Source organism: Enterocloster lavalensis, from assembly GCF_046603895.1.
Classification (GTDB): Bacteria; Bacillota; Clostridia; order Lachnospirales; family Lachnospiraceae; genus Enterocloster; species Enterocloster lavalensis.
Genome location: NZ_CP176637.1, coordinates 2,913,248 through 2,931,930, shown reverse-complemented (window position 1 = coordinate 2,931,930; position 18,683 = coordinate 2,913,248). Strand labels below are relative to the sequence as shown.

At 57.6% G+C, this 18,683-nt stretch carries 16 protein-coding genes; all 16 read left to right on the top strand.

Annotation, left to right across the window (positions count from 1 at the left end):
- Positions 1-13 precede the first annotated feature (13 nt).
- Positions 14-1,705: an iron ABC transporter permease gene (locus ACK2JC_RS12995; RefSeq protein WP_320938008.1), complete on the top strand. Its 1,692-nt coding sequence runs from the start codon at positions 14-16 to the stop codon at positions 1,703-1,705.
- Positions 1,689-2,771 (top strand): ABC transporter ATP-binding protein, encoded by a 1,083-nt coding sequence (locus tag ACK2JC_RS12990; protein ID WP_320938007.1) that lies wholly within the window; start codon positions 1,689-1,691, stop codon positions 2,769-2,771. The genes ACK2JC_RS12995 and ACK2JC_RS12990 overlap by 17 nt, the downstream gene beginning before the upstream one ends.
- On the top strand, positions 2,746-3,867 hold the full coding sequence (locus ACK2JC_RS12985) for a hypothetical protein (protein ID WP_107435082.1): 1,122 nt from the start codon (positions 2,746-2,748) through the stop codon (positions 3,865-3,867). Before ACK2JC_RS12990 ends, ACK2JC_RS12985 begins: the two co-directional genes overlap by 26 nt.
- Positions 3,868-4,166: 299 nt before the next feature.
- On the top strand, positions 4,167-4,733 hold the full coding sequence (locus ACK2JC_RS12980) for a DNA topology modulation protein FlaR (protein WP_092362930.1): 567 nt from the start codon (positions 4,167-4,169) through the stop codon (positions 4,731-4,733).
- Positions 4,730-6,337: an aminotransferase class I/II-fold pyridoxal phosphate-dependent enzyme gene (locus ACK2JC_RS12975; protein ID WP_368272133.1), complete on the top strand. Its 1,608-nt coding sequence runs from the start codon at positions 4,730-4,732 to the stop codon at positions 6,335-6,337. The genes ACK2JC_RS12980 and ACK2JC_RS12975 overlap by 4 nt, the downstream gene beginning before the upstream one ends.
- Before the next feature lie 13 nt (positions 6,338-6,350).
- Complete coding sequence (locus ACK2JC_RS12970; protein WP_227169745.1) at positions 6,351-6,962, top strand: guanylate kinase; 612 nt, start codon at positions 6,351-6,353, stop codon at positions 6,960-6,962.
- 3 nt (positions 6,963-6,965) lie between these two features.
- Complete coding sequence (locus tag ACK2JC_RS12965) at positions 6,966-7,946, top strand: Gfo/Idh/MocA family protein (RefSeq protein ID WP_092362924.1); 981 nt, start codon at positions 6,966-6,968, stop codon at positions 7,944-7,946.
- 155 nt (positions 7,947-8,101) lie between these two features.
- Positions 8,102-9,004 (top strand): LysR family transcriptional regulator, encoded by a 903-nt coding sequence (locus tag ACK2JC_RS12960; protein WP_320938005.1) that lies wholly within the window; start codon positions 8,102-8,104, stop codon positions 9,002-9,004.
- A 235-nt stretch (positions 9,005-9,239) separates the two neighbouring features.
- Positions 9,240-11,057, top strand: coding sequence for an aconitate hydratase (locus ACK2JC_RS12955; RefSeq protein WP_411338495.1), 1,818 nt, complete (start codon positions 9,240-9,242; stop codon positions 11,055-11,057).
- Positions 11,058-11,113: 56 nt separating this feature from the next.
- Positions 11,114-12,478 (top strand): IS1182 family transposase, encoded by a 1,365-nt coding sequence (locus ACK2JC_RS12950; protein WP_411337769.1) that lies wholly within the window; start codon positions 11,114-11,116, stop codon positions 12,476-12,478.
- Positions 12,479-12,535: 57 nt separating this feature from the next.
- A complete protein-coding gene (locus ACK2JC_RS12945; RefSeq protein WP_411338494.1) occupies positions 12,536-12,700 on the top strand; it encodes a hypothetical protein in 165 nt (54 codons plus the stop codon).
- Positions 12,701-12,912: 212 nt separating this feature from the next.
- Entirely contained in the window at positions 12,913-13,977 is a 1,065-nt protein-coding gene (locus ACK2JC_RS12940) for a tripartite tricarboxylate transporter substrate binding protein (protein WP_320938003.1), read from the top strand.
- Positions 13,978-14,006: 29 nt separating this feature from the next.
- Complete coding sequence (locus ACK2JC_RS12935; protein ID WP_276949025.1) at positions 14,007-14,450, top strand: tripartite tricarboxylate transporter TctB family protein; 444 nt, start codon at positions 14,007-14,009, stop codon at positions 14,448-14,450.
- Positions 14,451-14,467: 17 nt separating this feature from the next.
- Positions 14,468-15,964 (top strand): tripartite tricarboxylate transporter permease, encoded by a 1,497-nt coding sequence (locus tag ACK2JC_RS12930; protein WP_276851649.1) that lies wholly within the window; start codon positions 14,468-14,470, stop codon positions 15,962-15,964.
- 12 nt (positions 15,965-15,976) lie between these two features.
- Positions 15,977-17,326 carry an MmgE/PrpD family protein gene (locus ACK2JC_RS12925; protein WP_333684662.1) on the top strand — a complete coding sequence of 450 codons (1,350 nt, stop codon included), beginning with the start codon at positions 15,977-15,979 and terminating at the stop codon, positions 17,324-17,326.
- A complete protein-coding gene (locus ACK2JC_RS12920) occupies positions 17,316-18,677 on the top strand; it encodes an adenylosuccinate lyase family protein (RefSeq protein ID WP_320938001.1) in 1,362 nt (453 codons plus the stop codon). The genes ACK2JC_RS12925 and ACK2JC_RS12920 overlap by 11 nt, the downstream gene beginning before the upstream one ends.
- The last annotated feature ends 6 nt before the right edge of the window (positions 18,678-18,683 follow it).

The window sequence follows — 18,683 nt, the reverse complement described above, 5'->3', positions numbered from 1 at the left end:
CCGGAGCGCAGAGATGAAATTAAAAGAAAATATTGCGGGTTTCGGCGTCCTGGGAATCCTGACCGTGCTGGTGCTGCTGCCGTTGGCGGCAGTGCTGGCTCAGGTCGTATGTCCGGGGCTGTCTCCTGATAAATTCGACGCCGGAAATCTTCGTCTGGTACTGGATGTGTTTGTCCGTCCGCTGTGGAAAAAGGCGTTTTTCAATTCCGCCGGACTCAGCCTGGCGACCACGGTGTTCGGTCTGCTTTTAGCCGGGACGCTGGCTCATGTGAGAGTGCGCTACGACTTCCCGCTTGCCAGGCTGTTGGATATCGTCAGCTGGATTCTGATGATTATGCCCTCCTTTATTCTGGCCCAGGGGTGGGTCTTTTTTGCCTCCGGGAACGGCATCGCCAGCTCCTGGCTGCACATTCCGGGGATGAGCTCCTTTCTGTTCAGCTTCCCCGGCCTGGTCTGCGTGATGGTGCTGTGCAAATATCCCATGGCTTACGTGGCTATCAAGGCGGCGCTGGAGTGGTATCCGGCCCGACTGGTTCATGCGGCCAGAATGAACGGGGCTTCTCCGCTGCGGGTTTGGCGTACCGTGCAGATGCCGCTGTGTTTGCCTGCGTATTTTTCCGCGGCGATGCTGATTTTTATGGACACGGTGGGGGATTACGGCATGTCGTCCACCATTACGGCGGTGTATGCGTTTCCCACGCTGCCTTACACCATTTACAGCGCCATCTGCTCGTCCCCGGTGCGTTTCGATATGGCGGGGGTGCTCTCGATGTACCTGGTGGTGATGATTGTTGTTGCTATGGGGCTCCAGTTTTGCGCCATGGGCAGAAAACGGTTCGATTTTCTGAACTGTGGAACCGAGCGGGTGACGCCCCGCAAGCCGGGGCCGGTAAAAGGAGCGGTTATTACGGCTGCGTCCGGCGTATTCTGCCTGGCTGCCCTGGGGATACCGGTGGGTTCCAACTTTATCATGTCCTTTTCGGATTCCTTTAGTATACAGAAATTCCGCTTTACCCTGGACAATTATCGGGGAGTGCTGGAGCTGGACGGCGCGCTGCTCCGGGGCGTCCAAAATTCGCTGAGCCTGGCGGCGGTGGCCGCAGTGATCGGATTGCTTGTGGGATTCGCGGCCGCTTATCTCCTGACGTACTCACGGTTTAAACTGAAGCGGCTGATCGACCTGCTGACGCTGACGGCCATGGCCGTTCCGGGAGTGGTGCTGGGCATCGGGTATATTTTTGTGTGGAACCAGAAATGGCTTGCTTCCGTGGGATTAAACCTGTACGGCAAACCGGAAATCCTGATTCTGGCCAGCGTGGCCTCCGCGGTTCCACTGATTAACCGGGTGCTGGTGGGCGGCATGTCCAAGGTTCCGGAGCAGCTTTTGACCGCATCCCAGATACAGGGCGCGGGCCTGGCGCGGCGGATTCGGACGGTCCTTTTGCCGTTACTCCATTCCAGCACGGTTTCCGCGGTTTTGGCGGCGTTTGGGGGAAGCGTATTCAATCTGGCCATCACCACGATTCTGTATCCGCCCAACTTCAGCACGCTGCCGGTGTACATAAGCGATGCCTACAACGACCTGAAATTCGGCTACGCGGCGGCAGCTACCATTGTGGGTGGCACATTTATCATCGGGATCATGCTGATTTTGGAATTCGTTTTAAATATTGGAAAGAGGAAACAGAATGCAGACAATACTTGAGCTACAAAACGTGGTAAAGAATTACGGCAGAACGCCTGTGCTGGGCGGCGTCAGCATGGAGGTGAAGGAAGGGGAAATCATCAGCGTGCTGGGGCCTTCAGGCTGTGGAAAATCCACGCTTTTGCGCATCATTGCCGGTATACTGCCCCTGGATCAGGGACTGGTGCGGATCCGCGGGCGGGAGGTTTCGGACAAGCACCGCACGCTTCCCCCGGAAAAACGGGGGATCAACATGGTATTTCAGGACTTCGCGCTCTGGCCCCATATGAAGGTGGAGGACAATATTACCTATGGTCTGAAGGTGGGGAAGGTGGATCCGGCGGAGTGCAGGAAACGGGTGGAGGAGATTGCAGGCCTGCTGCATCTGGACGGGCTGATGTCGCGGTATCCTGCGGAGCTCTCCGGCGGCCAGCAGCAGCGTGTGGCCATCGCGCGGGCGCTGGTGACCAAGCCGTCCATTCTTCTGTTGGACGAGCCGCTTTGCAACCTGGACGTGCAGCTGCGCATCGAGATGCGCACGGAGATGTCCTATCTGTTTCACAAGCTGAAAACCACGGTGTTTCATGTGACCCACGACCCGTCGGAAGCCTTTGCTATGGCGGACCGGATCATTATCATGAACAGGGGCAGGATCGATCAGGCGGATAAGCCGCGCACCTGTTATCTCAGGCCGGGGACCGCGCTGGTGGCCGGACTTCTGGGCGCGGGAAACAGGCTGAAACGGGCGGTTTTAGAGAGCGGGATGGTGGGGGATACCTGCCGTGTGAGGATTGGCCAGGACATTGTGGAAGGAATGTATTTCCCGGGAGAGGGCCGCGGGGATTTGTCCTGCCAGGTGCGTTTTAGGCCTGAGGACTGCAGGTGGAGCAGCGTCAGGGGAGAGAACTGTTTTGCGGTCACGGTGATGATGTCCACCTTCGAGGGCGGTTTCTACCGCATCAAAACCCGGACAATGGACGGGGACGAACTGTGTTTTCTGCACAGCGGGCCGATTGAGGAACAAGAGTCCGGTTATATCGAAGTGGAGAGGGAGAAGCTGTATGTATATGGATCGGCTGATTGTTAAAGGCGGGTATGGGGAGCACGGGCGGAGCTGCTTTTTGGTACCCTTTGCTCAGGGGCGGTATTATATGCTGGACTGCGGAATCATGGACACGGACGAAAATCCCTGGCCGGAGGTGGAGACGGAGCTTTTGGAGAGAACGGAATATCTGTTTCTGAGCCATTGTCACAAGGATCACAGCGGAGCGTTTTCAAGGCTGGTTTCCCGGGGCTTTCGGGGGTGGCTGGTGGCAGCCGGGGCTACTGTGGAGTTGGCCGGGATCTGTTACAACAAGGTGATCCAGGCGGATCCGCTGTCCGCCTGGCCCATGGGACTGGGGCGGGAGCTGCATTTTTCCTGCGGAAGGAGCGGACACTGCGTTGGCGGCCTATGGTTTCATATATGGGATTCGGGAAAAAGCTGTTTTTATTCCGGGGATTATCAGCCCGGACCGCTGGCATTTGCCGTGGACCAGGTGAAGGGGCGGAGGGCGGATCTGGCGATCGTGGACTGCGCTCACCCGGACGCGCAGGAGGATGCGCGGGCTCTACGGAGCCGGATTTTGGAATGGATCGGCCCCTGCCTTGCCGCCGGCCGCCGGGTGGTTCTGCCGCTGCCCAGGTATGGCCGTGGACTGGAGCTGATTGCGTTGATAAAGGAGAATTTTCCGCAGGTCGGGATCGCCGCGGATCGGGGGTTCGCCGCGGCTGCGGAACAGATGTGTGGATACGGTCAGTGGCTGCGCGCAGGGAAAGAGGAGCAGATTCGTGCGTTCCTGGAGGAACAGCCGGAGGAACGGTTGGAGCGGGACAGATATGATGTTCTGCTGCTGGGGGACGCCCATCTGGAGCAGCAGCGCTGCAGGAGTCTGGCGGAGCGGGAACTGGCGCGGGGAGGTCTTGTGATTATTACGGGCAGAGTGAAGCCGGGCGGTTTCGTACAGACGCTTTTGGATGGAAAGAGGGCGGTCCGGGCGCATTTTCCCCACCATCAGAGTATGGGGGATTTTATGGCGCTGCTGGAGCAAAATGACTTTCAGACCGTGGTGCCCTTTCACAATGGCCGCCAGGAGCTTTATTTTCAGGCTGCCGGAATCGGGTCGAAGAGGGAGTTGGGATGACGGGCAGGACAAGATGGCGGCTGCGGTAGGGTGAATCCGGAATGTTGCGGTATGCGGGGAGATCATAATCCCCGCTTTTTTTGTGCGTGAAATTTGTGGAGGGGAACGGGTGTGAAAATAATTCAAATTTTGTGGTAAGTATAGTATAATAAGGAAACGGTGCTCTTATCATCGACCTTGCGGTCAATGACAAGGTATAATAAGGAAACGTAGCCCTTATCATCGACCTTGCGGTCAATGACAAGGTATTATAAGGAAACGTAGGCAGCACACAAAACCATTCAGAGGAGGAGGACGGCATGAAAATTGCAGTGATCGGGTATGCGGCGTCGGGAAAATCTACGTTGGCGGCGAGGCTGGGGGAGATGACGGGGTGTCCGGTGCTGTTTTTGGACAAGGTTCAGTTTGTGCCGGGCTGGCAGGAGCGGGACCGGGCGGAGGCCCGTGGAATGGTGGAGGACTTTTTGAACGAGAACCGGGAACGGGGCTGGGTGATCGATGGAAATTACGCGAATTTCCACCAGGAGCGCAGAATGGCGGAGGCGGATTTGATTTTCTTTATGGATTTTCCACGCCGGGTCTGCCTGCCTCAGGCGCTGTACCGGAACTGGAAATATAAAGGCCGCGCCCGGGAGAGCATTGCCGAGGGCTGCGACGAGAAAATGGACCTGGAATTTCTGATGTGGATTCTGCGGGACGGGCGGAGCCGGGAGCGCAGGCAGCAGTTCCGGGATTTGATGGAGCGGTACCCGCGCAAGGTGGTGGTCTTAAAACGCCACCGGGACGCCCGGCGCTGCCTGGAATTTCTGGACCGGGTTCTGGCGGGAGAGACAGGGAAAATAACAGGAAACGAGGAATTGCGATGAGGCGGGAGGAACGGCTGATCAGCCGCCTGAAGGCGTACAATGAGACGGATATGTACCCATTTCACATGCCCGGGCACAAGCGCCTGGCCGGGGCGGAGGACGGGGAAATGGGAGAGCTGGAATTTCCCAATCCGTTCACCGTGGATATCACGGAGATCGAAGGGTTTGACAACCTGCACCACCCGGAGGGGATTCTGCGGGAATCCATGGAGTGGGCGGCCGGCGTTTACGGGGCGGACCGGACGTACTATCTGGTGAACGGCAGCAGCGGCGGGATTCTGGCGGCCGTCAGCGCGGCGGCGGGATTTGAGAGCCGGATTCTGACGGCGCGCAACTGCCATAAGTCGGTGTATCATGCGGTGTATCTGAACCGGTTGAAGCCGGTGTATCTGTATCCACAGACCGTGCCCGGATTGGGGATACAGGGCGGGATTTTGCCGGAGGATGTGGAAAAGTCGCTCAGGCAGTACCCGGATACCCGGGCGGTGATGGTGGTATCCCCAACTTACGACGGAATTGTGTCCGATATCCACAAAATTGCGGAGATTGTCCACCGGGCGGGGCTGCCGTTGATTGTGGATGAAGCCCACGGGGCGCATTTCCGGTATGGGCGGGAGTTTCCGCAATCGGCGCTGGAACTGGGGGCGGACCTGGTGATTCAGAGTATTCACAAGACGTTGCCCAGCCTGACTCAGACGGCGCTGCTGCATGTGAATTTGAACCGGGACAAGGGCGGACCTTATGTGGATATTGGCCGCCTGGAACGTTTTTTGCAGATTTATCAGAGCAGCAGCCCGTCCTATGTGTTGATGGCGTCCATCGAGAACGCCGTCTGGCTCATGGAACGGCTGCGCCTGGACCGGGGCGCGCCCGGAAATGCCATCGACCGCTATATGGAGCGGATGGGGCGGCTGCGGGAAAATCTGAGCAAAATGCGGTGCCTGCGCCTGGCCGGGAAATGGCTGAAAGGCAGCTGCGGCGTGTGGGACACGGATATGTCCAAGGTGGTGATCTCCACCGCCGGAACGGGAATGACCGGGACGGAGCTGGACGGGATTCTGCGGGAAACCTATCATCTGGAGATGGAAATGTGCGGGCCGGAGTACGCCACCGCGATCACGTCGGTGATGGACAGCGGGGAAGGATTGGACCGGCTGGAAGCGGCGGTGATGGAGATTGACCGGGAGCTGGCGCAGGAATTGGGGAAAACTGAGCATATAGGTGCGAGCCGCGGGGCTGCCGCCAGCGGGCCGGACGCTGCCGCAAACATGCTTAACGCCGGCCCCACGCCCGTCGGAACGGCGTTTCCCGGAGTCGCCCAGGGTTCCACCCCCTTCCCCCGCCTCCGCAGCCTGATGCCCATCGCTTCCGCTATGGACAAAGACCTGGAGCGGGTGGCGCTGCGGGAGAGCAGCGGGCGCATTTCCGGCGAGTATATTTACATTTACCCGCCGGGGATTCCCATTGTGGCGCCGGGTGAGGAGATAAGCGGGGAGGCCCTGGACCTGGTGCTCCGCTTTATGGAACAGGGACTTCCGGTGCAGGGGCCCCAGGACCGCGCGCTGGAATGGCTGCTCGTGGTGAGACAGAATATTGACAGATAGGAAAACAGTGAAAATGGGAAAGATTTTTTATGTGATGGGAAAGAGCGCTTCGGGCAAGGACACCATATTCAAGCGCTTGTGCAACCGCTTAAGCGGCTACAGAACCGTGAAAATGTATACCACCCGGCCCATCCGGGACGGGGAACACAACGGCGTGGAGTATTTTTTTGTGGATCAGGCGTTTTTGGAGGAGACCCGCAAAAACGGCACCCTGATCGAGTGCAGGACGTATCAGACGGTCTACGGTCCCTGGAGCTATTTCACAGTGGACGACGGACAGATCGATCTGGCGCAGGGGAATTACCTGATGATGGGCACGCTGGAGTCCTATGAGGAGCTTCAGACGTATTACGGGCCGTCCGCCCTGGTGCCGGTGTATATTTGCGTGGAGGACGGACTGAGGCTGGAGCGGGCCATCGCCCGGGAGCGGGAGCAGGCGGTGCCCAAATACAAGGAGCTTTGCAGGCGTTTTCTGGCTGACGAGGAGGATTTTAAGGAAGAAAATCTCCTGCGGTGCGGCATCACAAAGCAGTACGAGAACCTGGAACTGGAAACGTGTATTGAGCAGATTGTGCGGGATATCCTGGCGGAGAGCGGGGAACCCGGCAGCGGGAAGGAGCGTTGAATCATGCGATGGGGAATACTAGCGACGGGATCGATTGCCAACAAATTTGCGCTGACGGTGTGCAGCATGGACAGCCGGGAGGCGTCCCTTGCGGCGGTGGGGTCCAGGAAAATGGATTCTGCCCGGGAGTTTGCGGAAAAGTACCATATTCCGGCCTTTTATGATTCCTACGAGGCCATGGTCGCGGACCCGCAGGTGGAGGCCGTCTACATTTCCACACCCAACAATATGCACTATGAGAATTGTAAAATGTGCCTGAACGCGGGAAAACACGTGCTCTGTGAGAAGCCCTTTACCACCGGCGTGGCCCAGGCGGAGGAGCTTTACCGGCTGGCAGAGGAGAAGGGACTTTTCATCATGGAAGCGTTCTGGATCCGCTTCCTGCCCCAGCTTCAGCACATGATGGGGCTGATCGCCCAGGGCGTGATCGGGGAGGTGCGCCACGCGCGCTGCGAGTACGGATTTATCGCCCAGGGGGCCAGAAAAATCCGGAAGTTCAACTCCGATCTGGGCGGCGGAGCGCTGCTGGATATCGGCATCTACAACCTGGGCTTTCTGCACATGGTGATGGGGCAGGCCCCGGTTTCATTTGAGTCCAATGTCCACATGAGTGAGTACGGAACCGATGATTTCAGCGCTGTTTCCCTGACCTATCCGGGCGGAAGGAGCGCACACGCCGTGCAGGCCATCGGCATGGACCTGGGGCGCGCCGCGGCTGTGTTCGGAACCAGGGGAGCCATCTGGCTGCCGGACTTTCAGATGGCCCGGACCATGACTGTAACCCCCTACGGAGGCCAGCCCTACGAGGTGTCGCTTCCCTGGGAGATCAATGGGTTTGAGTATCAGATCCGGGAGGTGGACCGGTGCGTGCGCGCGGGAATGAACACCAGCGATATTTTAAAGCCCGCAGACAGCCTGACGGTGCTGCGGCTTATGGATGAGATACGGGAGTCCTGGGGGATGAAATTCAGCTACGAAACGTGAGGCGACAAGCAAAAGCGGCGATAAGAACTTGATAAGATGGCAAGGTGTCACTTGAAATATTGGACGATTGCGCATATAATGGTGATTATTATGGACGGAGTAAATGGGAGTTTACCCCGTCCTTGGTGTAGAAGAACGGCAGGGAGGAGGGTGCTATGCAATTACGGGATATCCACTATGTGCTGGCGGCTGCGGACGAGGGGAGCTTTTCAAAGGCGGCGGTCAAGGTTCATGTGAGCCAGCCCGCGCTGAGCCAGCTGATTCAGCGCCTGGAGGATGAATTGGGGGTAAAGTTATTTGTCAGGAAAAGCAACCGGGTGACTCTGACACCGGCGGGGAAGATTTTTTATGAGGACGGAAAGGTGATTCTGGCGCTGAGCGATCAGCTGATTCACAAGATGAATGATTTCCAGAGCCTGAAAAAGGGCGAGCTGACCATTTCCGTGTCCCCGTTTTATCAGAAGTGTTATCTGTTGGGCGTGCTCTCGGAGTTTCAGAAGCGGCATTTTGGCATCAAGGTGCGGATTGTGGACGCGTTTTCCAGCGATTCGGAGACGCTTCTGGTGCAGGGCCAGGTGGATCTGGCTTTTGTGATGCTGCCCTATCAGAACAAATCCATCAAGTACGAGCGCGTGTTTGAGGAACGGATCTTTCTGGCGGTTCCCAGGCAGTTTGCGATCAACCAGAAGCTGCCGGATCCGCAAGAGCGGCCCTGTACCATCGAGGATTTGAAGGTGCTAAAGGACGAGCCTTTTGTGATGTACGAGCACGGCAGGAGAATGTGGGGAAGTTCCATCGCTCTGTGCCGCAGCGCTGGGTTCGAACCCCGGGTGGCCTTTGAGTCCAACGTCTGCGAGAGCCTGAACGCCATGGTTGCCGGCGGGATGGGCGTGGGCTTCGTGCCGTCGGCCATCGACCGGGTCAAGGCCAGGTATGACAGCGTGATTTATTATCCAATCGACGATGAGAACGCGGTCAGAACCCTGACCATCGGCTACATGGAGAAGAATATGACCAGCGCGGCCCGGGAGTTTGTCCGCGTGGTCAAGGGAAAATAATCGAATACGAGTTAGACGGGAAAATGCCTTCCAGCGCCCAGACCGGGCGGATGGAGGGTGTTTTTTGTCCTGGAACCGGGCGGGGGATGGACATTTCCGGCCCTGGAACCCTCCTGTTTGCCATAAGTTTATGTTATAGGCGAATTATTTATAAATATTTCCAATGCCATAGCTTTTATGGTACGCTGAGGGAAATGGTGATATTGAATAATTTACCGGAGAAGGAGCGTTATAAATGAAAAAATATGCACAAAATCTCACGGAAAAAATCATTTCCGAACACCTGGTCCGGGGGCGGATGGAGGTGGGAACGGAGATCTTTCTCAGGGTGGACAGCACCTTGGTCCACGACATGTCGGGAACCCTGGCTTACATCGGATTCGAGGCTATGGGCATCGATAAAATCCAGGTGCCGGCCGCGGTCACGTTCCAGGACCACAACCTGGTAGCAATGGACCACAGGAGCCTGGACGACCACCGGTTTGTGACTTCTGCGGCCAGGCGCTACGGTTCCATGCTGTCCAAGGCCGGAAACGGCATCTGCCACAGCGTGTATTACAGCCGAATCGGCCGCCCCGGAACCGTGCTGGCCGGGGCGGACAGCCACAGCGCCACGGCCGGAGCGCTGGGCATGCTGGGAGTGGGCCTGGGCGGTCTGGACGTCAGCGCCATCATGGGCGGGGAGCCCATGGAGCTTAAGATGCCCGCGGTTATCGGCGTGGAGGTCAAAGGAAAGCTTAAGCCCGGCGTATCCGCCAAGGATGCGGCTCTCTGGCTGCTCAAACAGCTCTCGGTGAAGGGTGGCGTGGGCAAGGTTTTGGAATATTTTGGGGAAGGAGTGGAAAACCTCTCGGTTCCCCAGCGGGCAACCATCGCCAACATGGGAGCGGAGATGGGGGCGACCTCCTCCGTGTTCCCGGCGGACGAGGCGGTGCGGCGCTTTTTGAAGGCCCAGGGGCGGGAGGAACACTTTAGGGAACTGGCGGCGGACCCCGGAGCCGTGTACGGGATGCGTCTGACGCTGGATTTGAGCCGCATCGTGCCCTCCGTGGCCGTTCCACCCATGCCGGACCAGGTGAAAAGCGTCCGGGAAGCGGGCCCGGTGAAGGTGGATCAGGTTTACATCGGCAGCTGCACCAACGGCTCCTATTATGATCTGGCCCGGGCCGCCCGGGTGCTAAGAGGGCGCCGGGTGCACCCGGATGTGAACCTGCTGGTGTCTCCAAGCAACCGACAGGTTTACCAGATGCTGCTGGAGGACGGTTCCATCGGCCAGTTGGTCAGGGCCGGGGCGCGGATCATGGAGTGCGGCTGCGGTCCCTGCATCGGGCTGGGGCAGGCTCCGCCCACCGGCGGGGTGTCGGTGCGCACCTCCAACCGCAATTTTAAGGGACGCTGCGGTACAACGGACGCCTCCGTGTACCTGGCGGGACCCGCGGTGGCCGCCGCCGCTGCGGTGACGGGATACCTCTGTCCGCCGGACGAGGTCATTTCCCTGGAGGAGCTGGCCGGGATCGGGGAGCCGGAGGTATATTTTGTGGACGATGCCATGATCGCGTTGCCCGCCGGACCGGAGACGCGGGATCATGTGGAGGTGGTGAGAGGGCCTAGCATCCGGCCCATTCCACTGGGAACGCCTCAGAACGGGGAGATTCGGGCCAGGGTGGTGAAAAAGCTGGGGGACAATGTGTCCACGGATGAGATCGCGCCCACCGGCCCGGAGTACGGCGCCTTGCGCTCCAACGTGCCGGAGGCGGCAAAGACGGCCTTTATCCGCAGCGACCCCGGATTTTACGGACGGGCCCTGGAGTACGGCAGCAGCGTGATTCTGGCCGGGGAGAATTACGGACAGGGCTCCAGCAGAGAGCACGCGGCCCTGCTCCCGGCCTATCTGGGCGTGAGGGCGGTGATCGCCCGGTCCTTTGCCAGAATCCACCGGACCAACCTGATCAACTTCGGGGTACTGCCTTTGGTTTTCGCAGAGGGGAGCGGGCCGGAGCTGGCGGAGGAGGGACAGGAGCTGGTGATCCAAAAGAAAATTTGGGGCTGTTGACAAAGTCCCCTTAGCGCCGGAAATATGATATAATGAAAAAAAGAGCGGAGAGGGGGATGGGAATGCAACTGAAGCTGCACATGGTAACGATAGAAGATTTGGTCCCAGAGGGACACTTTCTGCGAAAACTGGAAGCCACGCTGGACTTGTCCTTCATTCATGAAGAAACAGCCCATCTGTACAACCGCAGATACGGCCGCCCACCCATTGCCCCTGTTGTGCTGGTAAAATATCTGCTGGTAGGATACCTGTACGGGATCCCATCGGAACGGCAGATCGAACAGCGTATCCAGACAGATGTGGCCCTGCGGTGGTATCTGGGCCTGGATCTGTTTGACCGGGTACCGGACCACAGCACCATCTCTCAGCTGCGCCGTCGCAAGCCTTCTTTCCGCAAGGTTTTCCGTCGGCTGTTTGAGGAAGTGGTGCGGCAGTGCATTGAAAAAGGTCTGGTCAGCGGGAAATTGGCAGCTACCGACTCTACCCATGTAAAGGCCAATGCCTCCCGTGCGTCGGAGCATCTGGTGGAAATGCCCGAGGAACCGGGCGTATACTGGGAACGGCTGGACGGCTACGAGGAAGAAGGACTGCAGAAACTGGAGAAACGGACCGGACACCGCCGGAAGAAGCGGACAAAGCAAATCAAGCGGGACAGCCGCCGCAGCCACAAGCGTGTGAGCCGGACTGATCCGGAGGCAGGGCATATGAAACGGCCGGGGAAGCCGGAGGGCCAGTACTACCTGAGCCATCAAACCCTGGACACGGACCACGGTGTGATCCTGGGTGTGACGGTGACACCGGGCGATGTGCATGATTCCGTGCCATACCTGGACCATCTGGAGCAGATCCATCGAAATGTCTTCCCCATTCAGGCGGCCACAGCGGACGCCGCTTACGATTTTCCTCTGGCCCACCGTGTGCTGGAGGAGCAGGGAATCTCCTTTTATGTCAGGCCGCAGCCTTCTGCTGATAGGACCAAGGCGGAATTCAAACGGGATGCCTTTTCTTATGATGCGGAGAAAGATGTTTATCAATGCCCCAATGGGAAAGAGCTTCGAGTGAAGGGGCTGTACCGCAGCGCCAGCGGTGTGTACTGGGAGTATTGGGCAGACCGCGGAGACTGCCGGAGCTGTCCTTTCCGGGAGAAATGTTTGAGCGAAAATGATAAACGCGGCGCACGAAGGCTGCTGGATACCTACTTCCGTCCCACAGTACGGCGGCATCTCGCCCGGCAAAACGAGCCGGACTATCTGGATGCGCTGCGCAAGCGGCAGATCTGGTGCGAGGGCACGTTTGCCGCCCAAAAGTGGGGACATAACTTAACACGCGTCTTACGACGGGGTTTAGAGGCAGCGGAGGACCACTGCCTCCTCTCGGCGACCGCTTTGAACTTAAAAAGGATGATAAGATGTATGGGATGACGCCGGTAGGCGTCTTTTTTATTGCTTTTTTCCGCTCGTAATAAATGATCAGGCACTTTGTCAACAGCCCCAATTTGTGCCGGAGAGACTTCGGACAGCTGGTATACCATAACGGCCGGAGCCACCGGAAAAACCTTTGAGGCGGTGGCGTCCCTGACGGAGCGGGAGAGGGAAATCTACGCAGCAGGGGGGCTTTTGAGCTTTATTAAGGGAAAATACTGAGAGCGCGTGGGTAAAATCCGGGCTTATGAGGTAGCAAATACGATAAGTTTTTATTATACCCCCAATCATATATAAATATTTCCTATTTTTTGCCCGCTGTGATACCATGGCCTTAGTTAAAGTATATAAAAAATATACTTTTAGCAACTCTAAAACATCTATAATGGCTAACTAGGGGTGGCCAATCAGGCAAAGAAAGAGAGGAACAGATTATGAGAAAACGTAACATGAAGGCACTGGCAATGGTTGCAGCCGCAGCACTTGTACTGGCAGGATGTTCAGGCGGAGGCGGTTCCGCCACCACAGCGGCAAAGGAGGAAGCGACCACCCAGGCAGCGGCTTCCGAGGAGAAGGCTACCGAGGCGGCTGCCGACACCACAGCGGCGGCAGCGGAGAAAACCACCGATTATCCTAACAAACCCATCGACCTGGTAGTTCCCTTCGCAGCAGGCGGAAACGTGGACCTGTCCTGCCGTATTCTGGCTCAGGAGCTGGAGAAAGAGCTGGGACAGCCGGTCAATGTACTGAATAAAGAGGGCGGCGGCGCTGTCGTGGGACAGACTTACGCTGTAACCCAGAAGCCGGACGGCTACACCATGCTGGCCCTGACCTCCTCCTATGTAACCAACGTGTTAAGCGGAGCGACCACCTACGATATGGATTCCATCACCCCCATCGCGGAGTATTGCTTCGACCCCGAGCTGATCGTGGCTTCCGAGGCCTCCGGAATCGAGACAATCGAGCAGTTTATGGAAGTGGGCAAGGAAAAAGTTCTGTTGAACTCCACTCCGGGATTCTCCACCTCCCACCACATCGCTAGCCTGATCTTCACCCAGAAGACCGGCATTGAGTTCGAGTATATGCACACCAACGGCTCCGCGGAGCAGACTGTGCAGCTGGCGGGCGGACATGCGGAAGTGGGCTTCACAACCTATGCAGGCGCTGCTTCCCTGATCGAGCAGGGTAAGATTAAGGTTCTGGCTATCTGTGCGGACGAGCGCAGCGACATCCTTCCGGACGTTCCCACTATGAAGGAATCCGGCCTGGATTTCGTATACGGCGCGTACAGAGGTCTGGCGGTTCCGGCCGGAACTCCCGACGAGGTGGTTCAGCTTCTCTCCGATACAATGGCAAAGGTTATGGCTTCCGAGGAAGTAAAGACTCAGTTTGACAACAGCGGACTGCCGATCACCTACACCGACGCCGCAACCTTCAAAGAGTTCCTGGCAAACGACTATGCCAGCATGGAAGCAATTCAGGATCTGATTAAAGAATAATCCTCACATCACAGAAAGAGGTGACAGTATTGAATAAAAAAGAGCTTGGTCTCGGAATTGGCGCGATCGCTCTTGGAATAGCCACGCTGGTCTATTTCCTGAATATCCCGCCCAAGTCCGCGTTTTATCCGAGGATGATCTCAATCGCGATTATCCTGCTGGGACTGGTGATCACATTCAACGCTGTTAAGGCCATGAAGGCTGCTCCGGTACAACCGGAGCAGCCCGCAGCAAAAGCACAGATTTCTTACAGCAGCGTTGGGCTTATCGTAGCGTATCTGTTTGTATATTACTTCGCATTTCAATTCATCGGATATACCATTCCCACATTTTTAATGATTATAGCGACCTCCGTCACCCTGGGATATAAAAAGTGGAAGATTCTGCTTCCCACCGCCATTCTCGTCAGCATTGGCCTGTATGTGGCGTTTACCCAGGTATTTAATGTCCGGTTTCCGGGCGTATTCTTTTAGGAAGGGAGGAGTATCAGTTGTCTAATATATTATTAGGTTTACAGACAGTTGCATCCGTCAACGTACTGCTGTTTTTGGTTGTGGGCTGCGTGGTCGGACTGGTGATCGGTGCTCTCCCGGGACTGACCGGAAACATGGCCATCGCGCTGATGGTGCCCATGACTTTCGGAATGGAGCCCAGCGTGGGTCTGGCCTTCCTGGCCGCGATCTATTGTTCTTCGATTTACGGAGGTTCGATCTCCGCGATTCTGTTGGGGATTCCCGGAACCATTTCCAGCTTTGCCACCACACTGGACGGCTATCCGCTGGCGAAAAAGGGAAAAGCGGGCCTGGCCCTGGGAACCTCCACCATGGCCAGCGTGTTCGGCGGCCTGTTCAGCGCCATCGTGCTGATGTTTCTGACACCCGTGCTGGCCGAGGTGGCATTAAAGTTTGGCCCGGGCGAGTATTTCGCCGTATCCCTGCTGGGCATCGCCTGTATCACCAGCATCAGCGGCGACAACATTCCCAAGGGACTGCTCTCCGGTATGATCGGACTTTTGATCGCCGTAATCGGAATGGATCCCCAGAACGGCTATCCCCGTCTGACCTTCGGCAATATGAACCTGCTTAGCGGCATCGGCCTGGTTCCCTCTCTGATCGGTCTCTTCGGCGTGGTATCGGTGCTGAAAACGGCTGAGGCCTGCAAGCGGGTAAAGACCAACAACACGATGCCCGAGGTCGATAATGTATGGATCGGCTGGAAAGAATGCTTTCGCCAGCTGCCCACCTGGATTCGCGGCTCCGTGATCGGAACCATCGTGGGAATCATCCCCGGCGCTGGAACCAACGTGGCTACCTTCATGGCCTACGATATGGAAAAGAAAATGTCCAAGGACCCGGATTCCTTTGGAAAGGGCAACGTGATCGGCGTTGCGGCTCCCGAGTCCGCCAACAACGCCGTAACCGGCGGCTCCCTGGTTCCGCTTCTGGCCCTGGGCGTACCCGGAAACTCTACCTCCGCCCTGTTTTTGGGCGCGATCATGATCCACGGCATGAGGACCGGCCCGGTATTCTTCACCGAGCACCCGGACGTGATCTACGGACTGTTTATCGCTATTATTATTGCCAATATCATCATGGCTCCGCTGGGAATCTTCATTCTGCGCTACATGAAAACCATCCTTTCGGTTCCCGAGGAGCTGCTGGCGGGAATCATCCTGGCTTTCTGCGTGACCGGCGTGTTTGCCATCGCAACCAACCCCTTTGACGTGCTGGTGCTGATCATCTTCGGCCTGATCGGATACTTCTGCTACAAGTTTAAGATCCCTACGGCTCCCATGATTGTGGCGATGGTTCTGGGATCCATGACGGAGAACAACCTGCGCCAGGCCCTGGTGGCCAGCAAGGGTTCCTGGGATTTCCTGTACAAGCAGCCTATCACTCTGACCGTGCTGATCATCGCTGTTGGAAGCTTCTTCTTCCCCTTCATCGCAGCGAAGGTTAAGAAGATGAGAGCGGCCAAGGCCAAATAGGAAAGACGGACTATGAATATAACCAGAGATTTATGCGATTACCTGGCGGGCCTGACGGCGGACCGGCTGGATCAGGACCTGCTGGAGGATATCCGGTACAAAACCCTGGACTGGCTGGGCTGTGTGACCGGCGCGCTGGACAAGAAAAGCTCCCGGGCGGTTCTGGAAATGGCCCGGGAGAGCGGGGGAAATCCCCAGTGCAGCGCCTTTGGCCTGCCGGAGAAAACATCCATGTTTACGGCGGCATTTTCCAACGGAGTGCTGGGGCACACGTTGGAGTACGACGACGTGAACAAAATCGCCATCACCCACCCCGGCGCCATTGCGGTGCCGGCGGCCCTGGCGGCCGCGGAATACTGCGGCGCGGATTTTGAACGGTACGCCCTGGGCGTCACGGCGGGCTATGAGGTGATGATCCGCCTGGGCGCGGCCTTAAACCCCTCCCATTACGATTACTGGCACACCACGGGGACCTGCGGAGCCTTCGCAGCGGCCGCGGCCGCCGGAACGGTGATGGGATTTGACGGGGAGAAGCTGTCCCGGGCCCTGGGGATCGCGGGCACCATGGCCTCCGGTCTGGTGTGCGTGTTCGGCACGGATGCCAAGCTGGTCAACGTGGGAAACGCGGTGTCAAACGGGCTGAAGGCAGCGGTTTTGGCGGGAAAGGGATTTACGGTGCCCGGCGATGTGATCGAGCGGGAGGGCGGTTATGCCCAGGCTGTCAGCCAGACGCGGAATTTTAAATATTTATGTCCGCAGGACGGGGATGAGCTGAGAATACGGGACTCCTATTACAAGATTCACGCGGCCTGTGGCCATACGCACTCGGCTTTGGACGCGCTCCAGAAAATCAAAAAGGCTCAGGATTTCGCGTGGGATCAGGTGGAATCCGTGTCCGTACACGCCTACAAAAAAGTGGTGGAACTGACCGGCACATTTTGCTGCGATACGGAATTGAAAGCCAAATTCTCCATGCCCTACTGCATCGCGGCCATGCTCGTCTACGGGGAGGCCGGGCTCATGCAGTTCACGGAGGAAGTGAGAAATGATCCCAGAATACACGGATTGAAACATCGGATTAAGGTTGAAGAGGATCTCTCATATACGGAGGAATACCCCATACTCAGAATTGAGCGGCTGTCCGTGACCTTAAAGGACGGCAGGAAATGGGAGGAGGAAGTGGAGCTTCCCGAGGGGAAGCCGCCCAGGGAATACATCAGGGCCAAGTTCCTTTCCCTGGCGGGACTGACAATCGACAGAGACCGCGCCGCGCGGATTATGGAGCAGGTGCTGTCCTTAACAATGGAGTCTCCCATGAACCGGTTGGGAGACGGTTTGCGAGGTGAATTAAATGGCGGCTAATATGCTGGATTCCATGCTGTACCGCAATGCCTACAGCACGGAGGAAATGCGGACGATATTTGACGACAGAACTATCATCCAGAACTTTCTGGATATTGAAAAGGCCCTGGCTCAGGTGCAGGGAGAAATGGGGATTATTCCCAAAGAAGCGGCGGATGAAATCTGTAAAAAAGGGTTTGTGGAGAATCTGGATATCGGCGAGATCGAGGCGGGCATCGTCAAGGTGGGCCACTCCCTGGTGCCCATTCTGCGCAATTTCCAGAAAAAATGCGACAACGGGTACGGCGAGTACATCCATCTGGGCGCGACCACCCAGGACATTCTGGACACCGGCTTTATGATGTCAGTAAAACGAGGCTTCGAGGCGGTCTACCGGGACGCCCTGGAGGCCGAGGAGGCGGTTTTGGACCTGGTGGACCGGTACGCGGACACGGTGATGGCCGGGCGCACTCACGGCCAGCAGGCCATCCCCATCACCTTCGGCTACAAGGCCGCGGTGTGGGCCAGCGAGCTGCGCCGGGATATCGAGCGCATGGAGGATTGCAGAAAACGCTGTTTTGTGGGACAATTATCGGGAGCCGTGGGCTCCATGGCCGGATTCGGGGAAAATGGACGGGAGATCAGCCGCAGAGTGATTGAGGCGCTGGACCTGGACGCTCCGGACATTTCCTGGCATGTGAGCCGGGACCGGCTGGCGGAGATCGTCAGCGTGCTGGCCACCCTGGGCTGCACCTTCGGCAAGATCGGCCAGGAGATCGTATATCTGCAGGGAACCGAGACCGGCGAGGCCGCGGAGGGGTTTGTTCACGGAGCCGTGGGCAGCAGCACCATGCCCCATAAGCGCAATCCGGTGGCCCCGGAGGCGCTTCAGACCCTGTCCCGGCTGGCCAAGGCGGGCATGGGAGCCACGTTCGATTCCATGTACCAGTTCCACGAGCGGGACGGCGCGTCCTGGAAGATCGAGTGGATGAGTGTAAATGAGACGGTGATGCTGGTGGGCGGCGTGGCCGCCAAGGGCAAGAAGCTGCTTAAGAACCTGGACGTGTTCCCGGAGCGCATGAAGGCGAATCTGGACCTGCTTAAGGGCCTGATGATGTCCGAGCCGGTGATGCTGGAGCTGGGCAAAAAGATCGGCAAGCAGACGGCCCACGAGGTGGTCTACGAGGTGTCCATGGCGGCGTTTGAGGAGCAGGCGGACTTTAAGGCGAAGCTTCTGGAAAATGAGGTGGTGGCCGCCAATATGACAGTGGCAGAGCTGGACGCTCTCCTGGACCCGGAGCGGTATACCGGGGACTGCGCGGCCATCGCGCGGGAGGTCAGCTCCTCCATTAGGAAAAAGAGAAAAGGATAAAGGAGA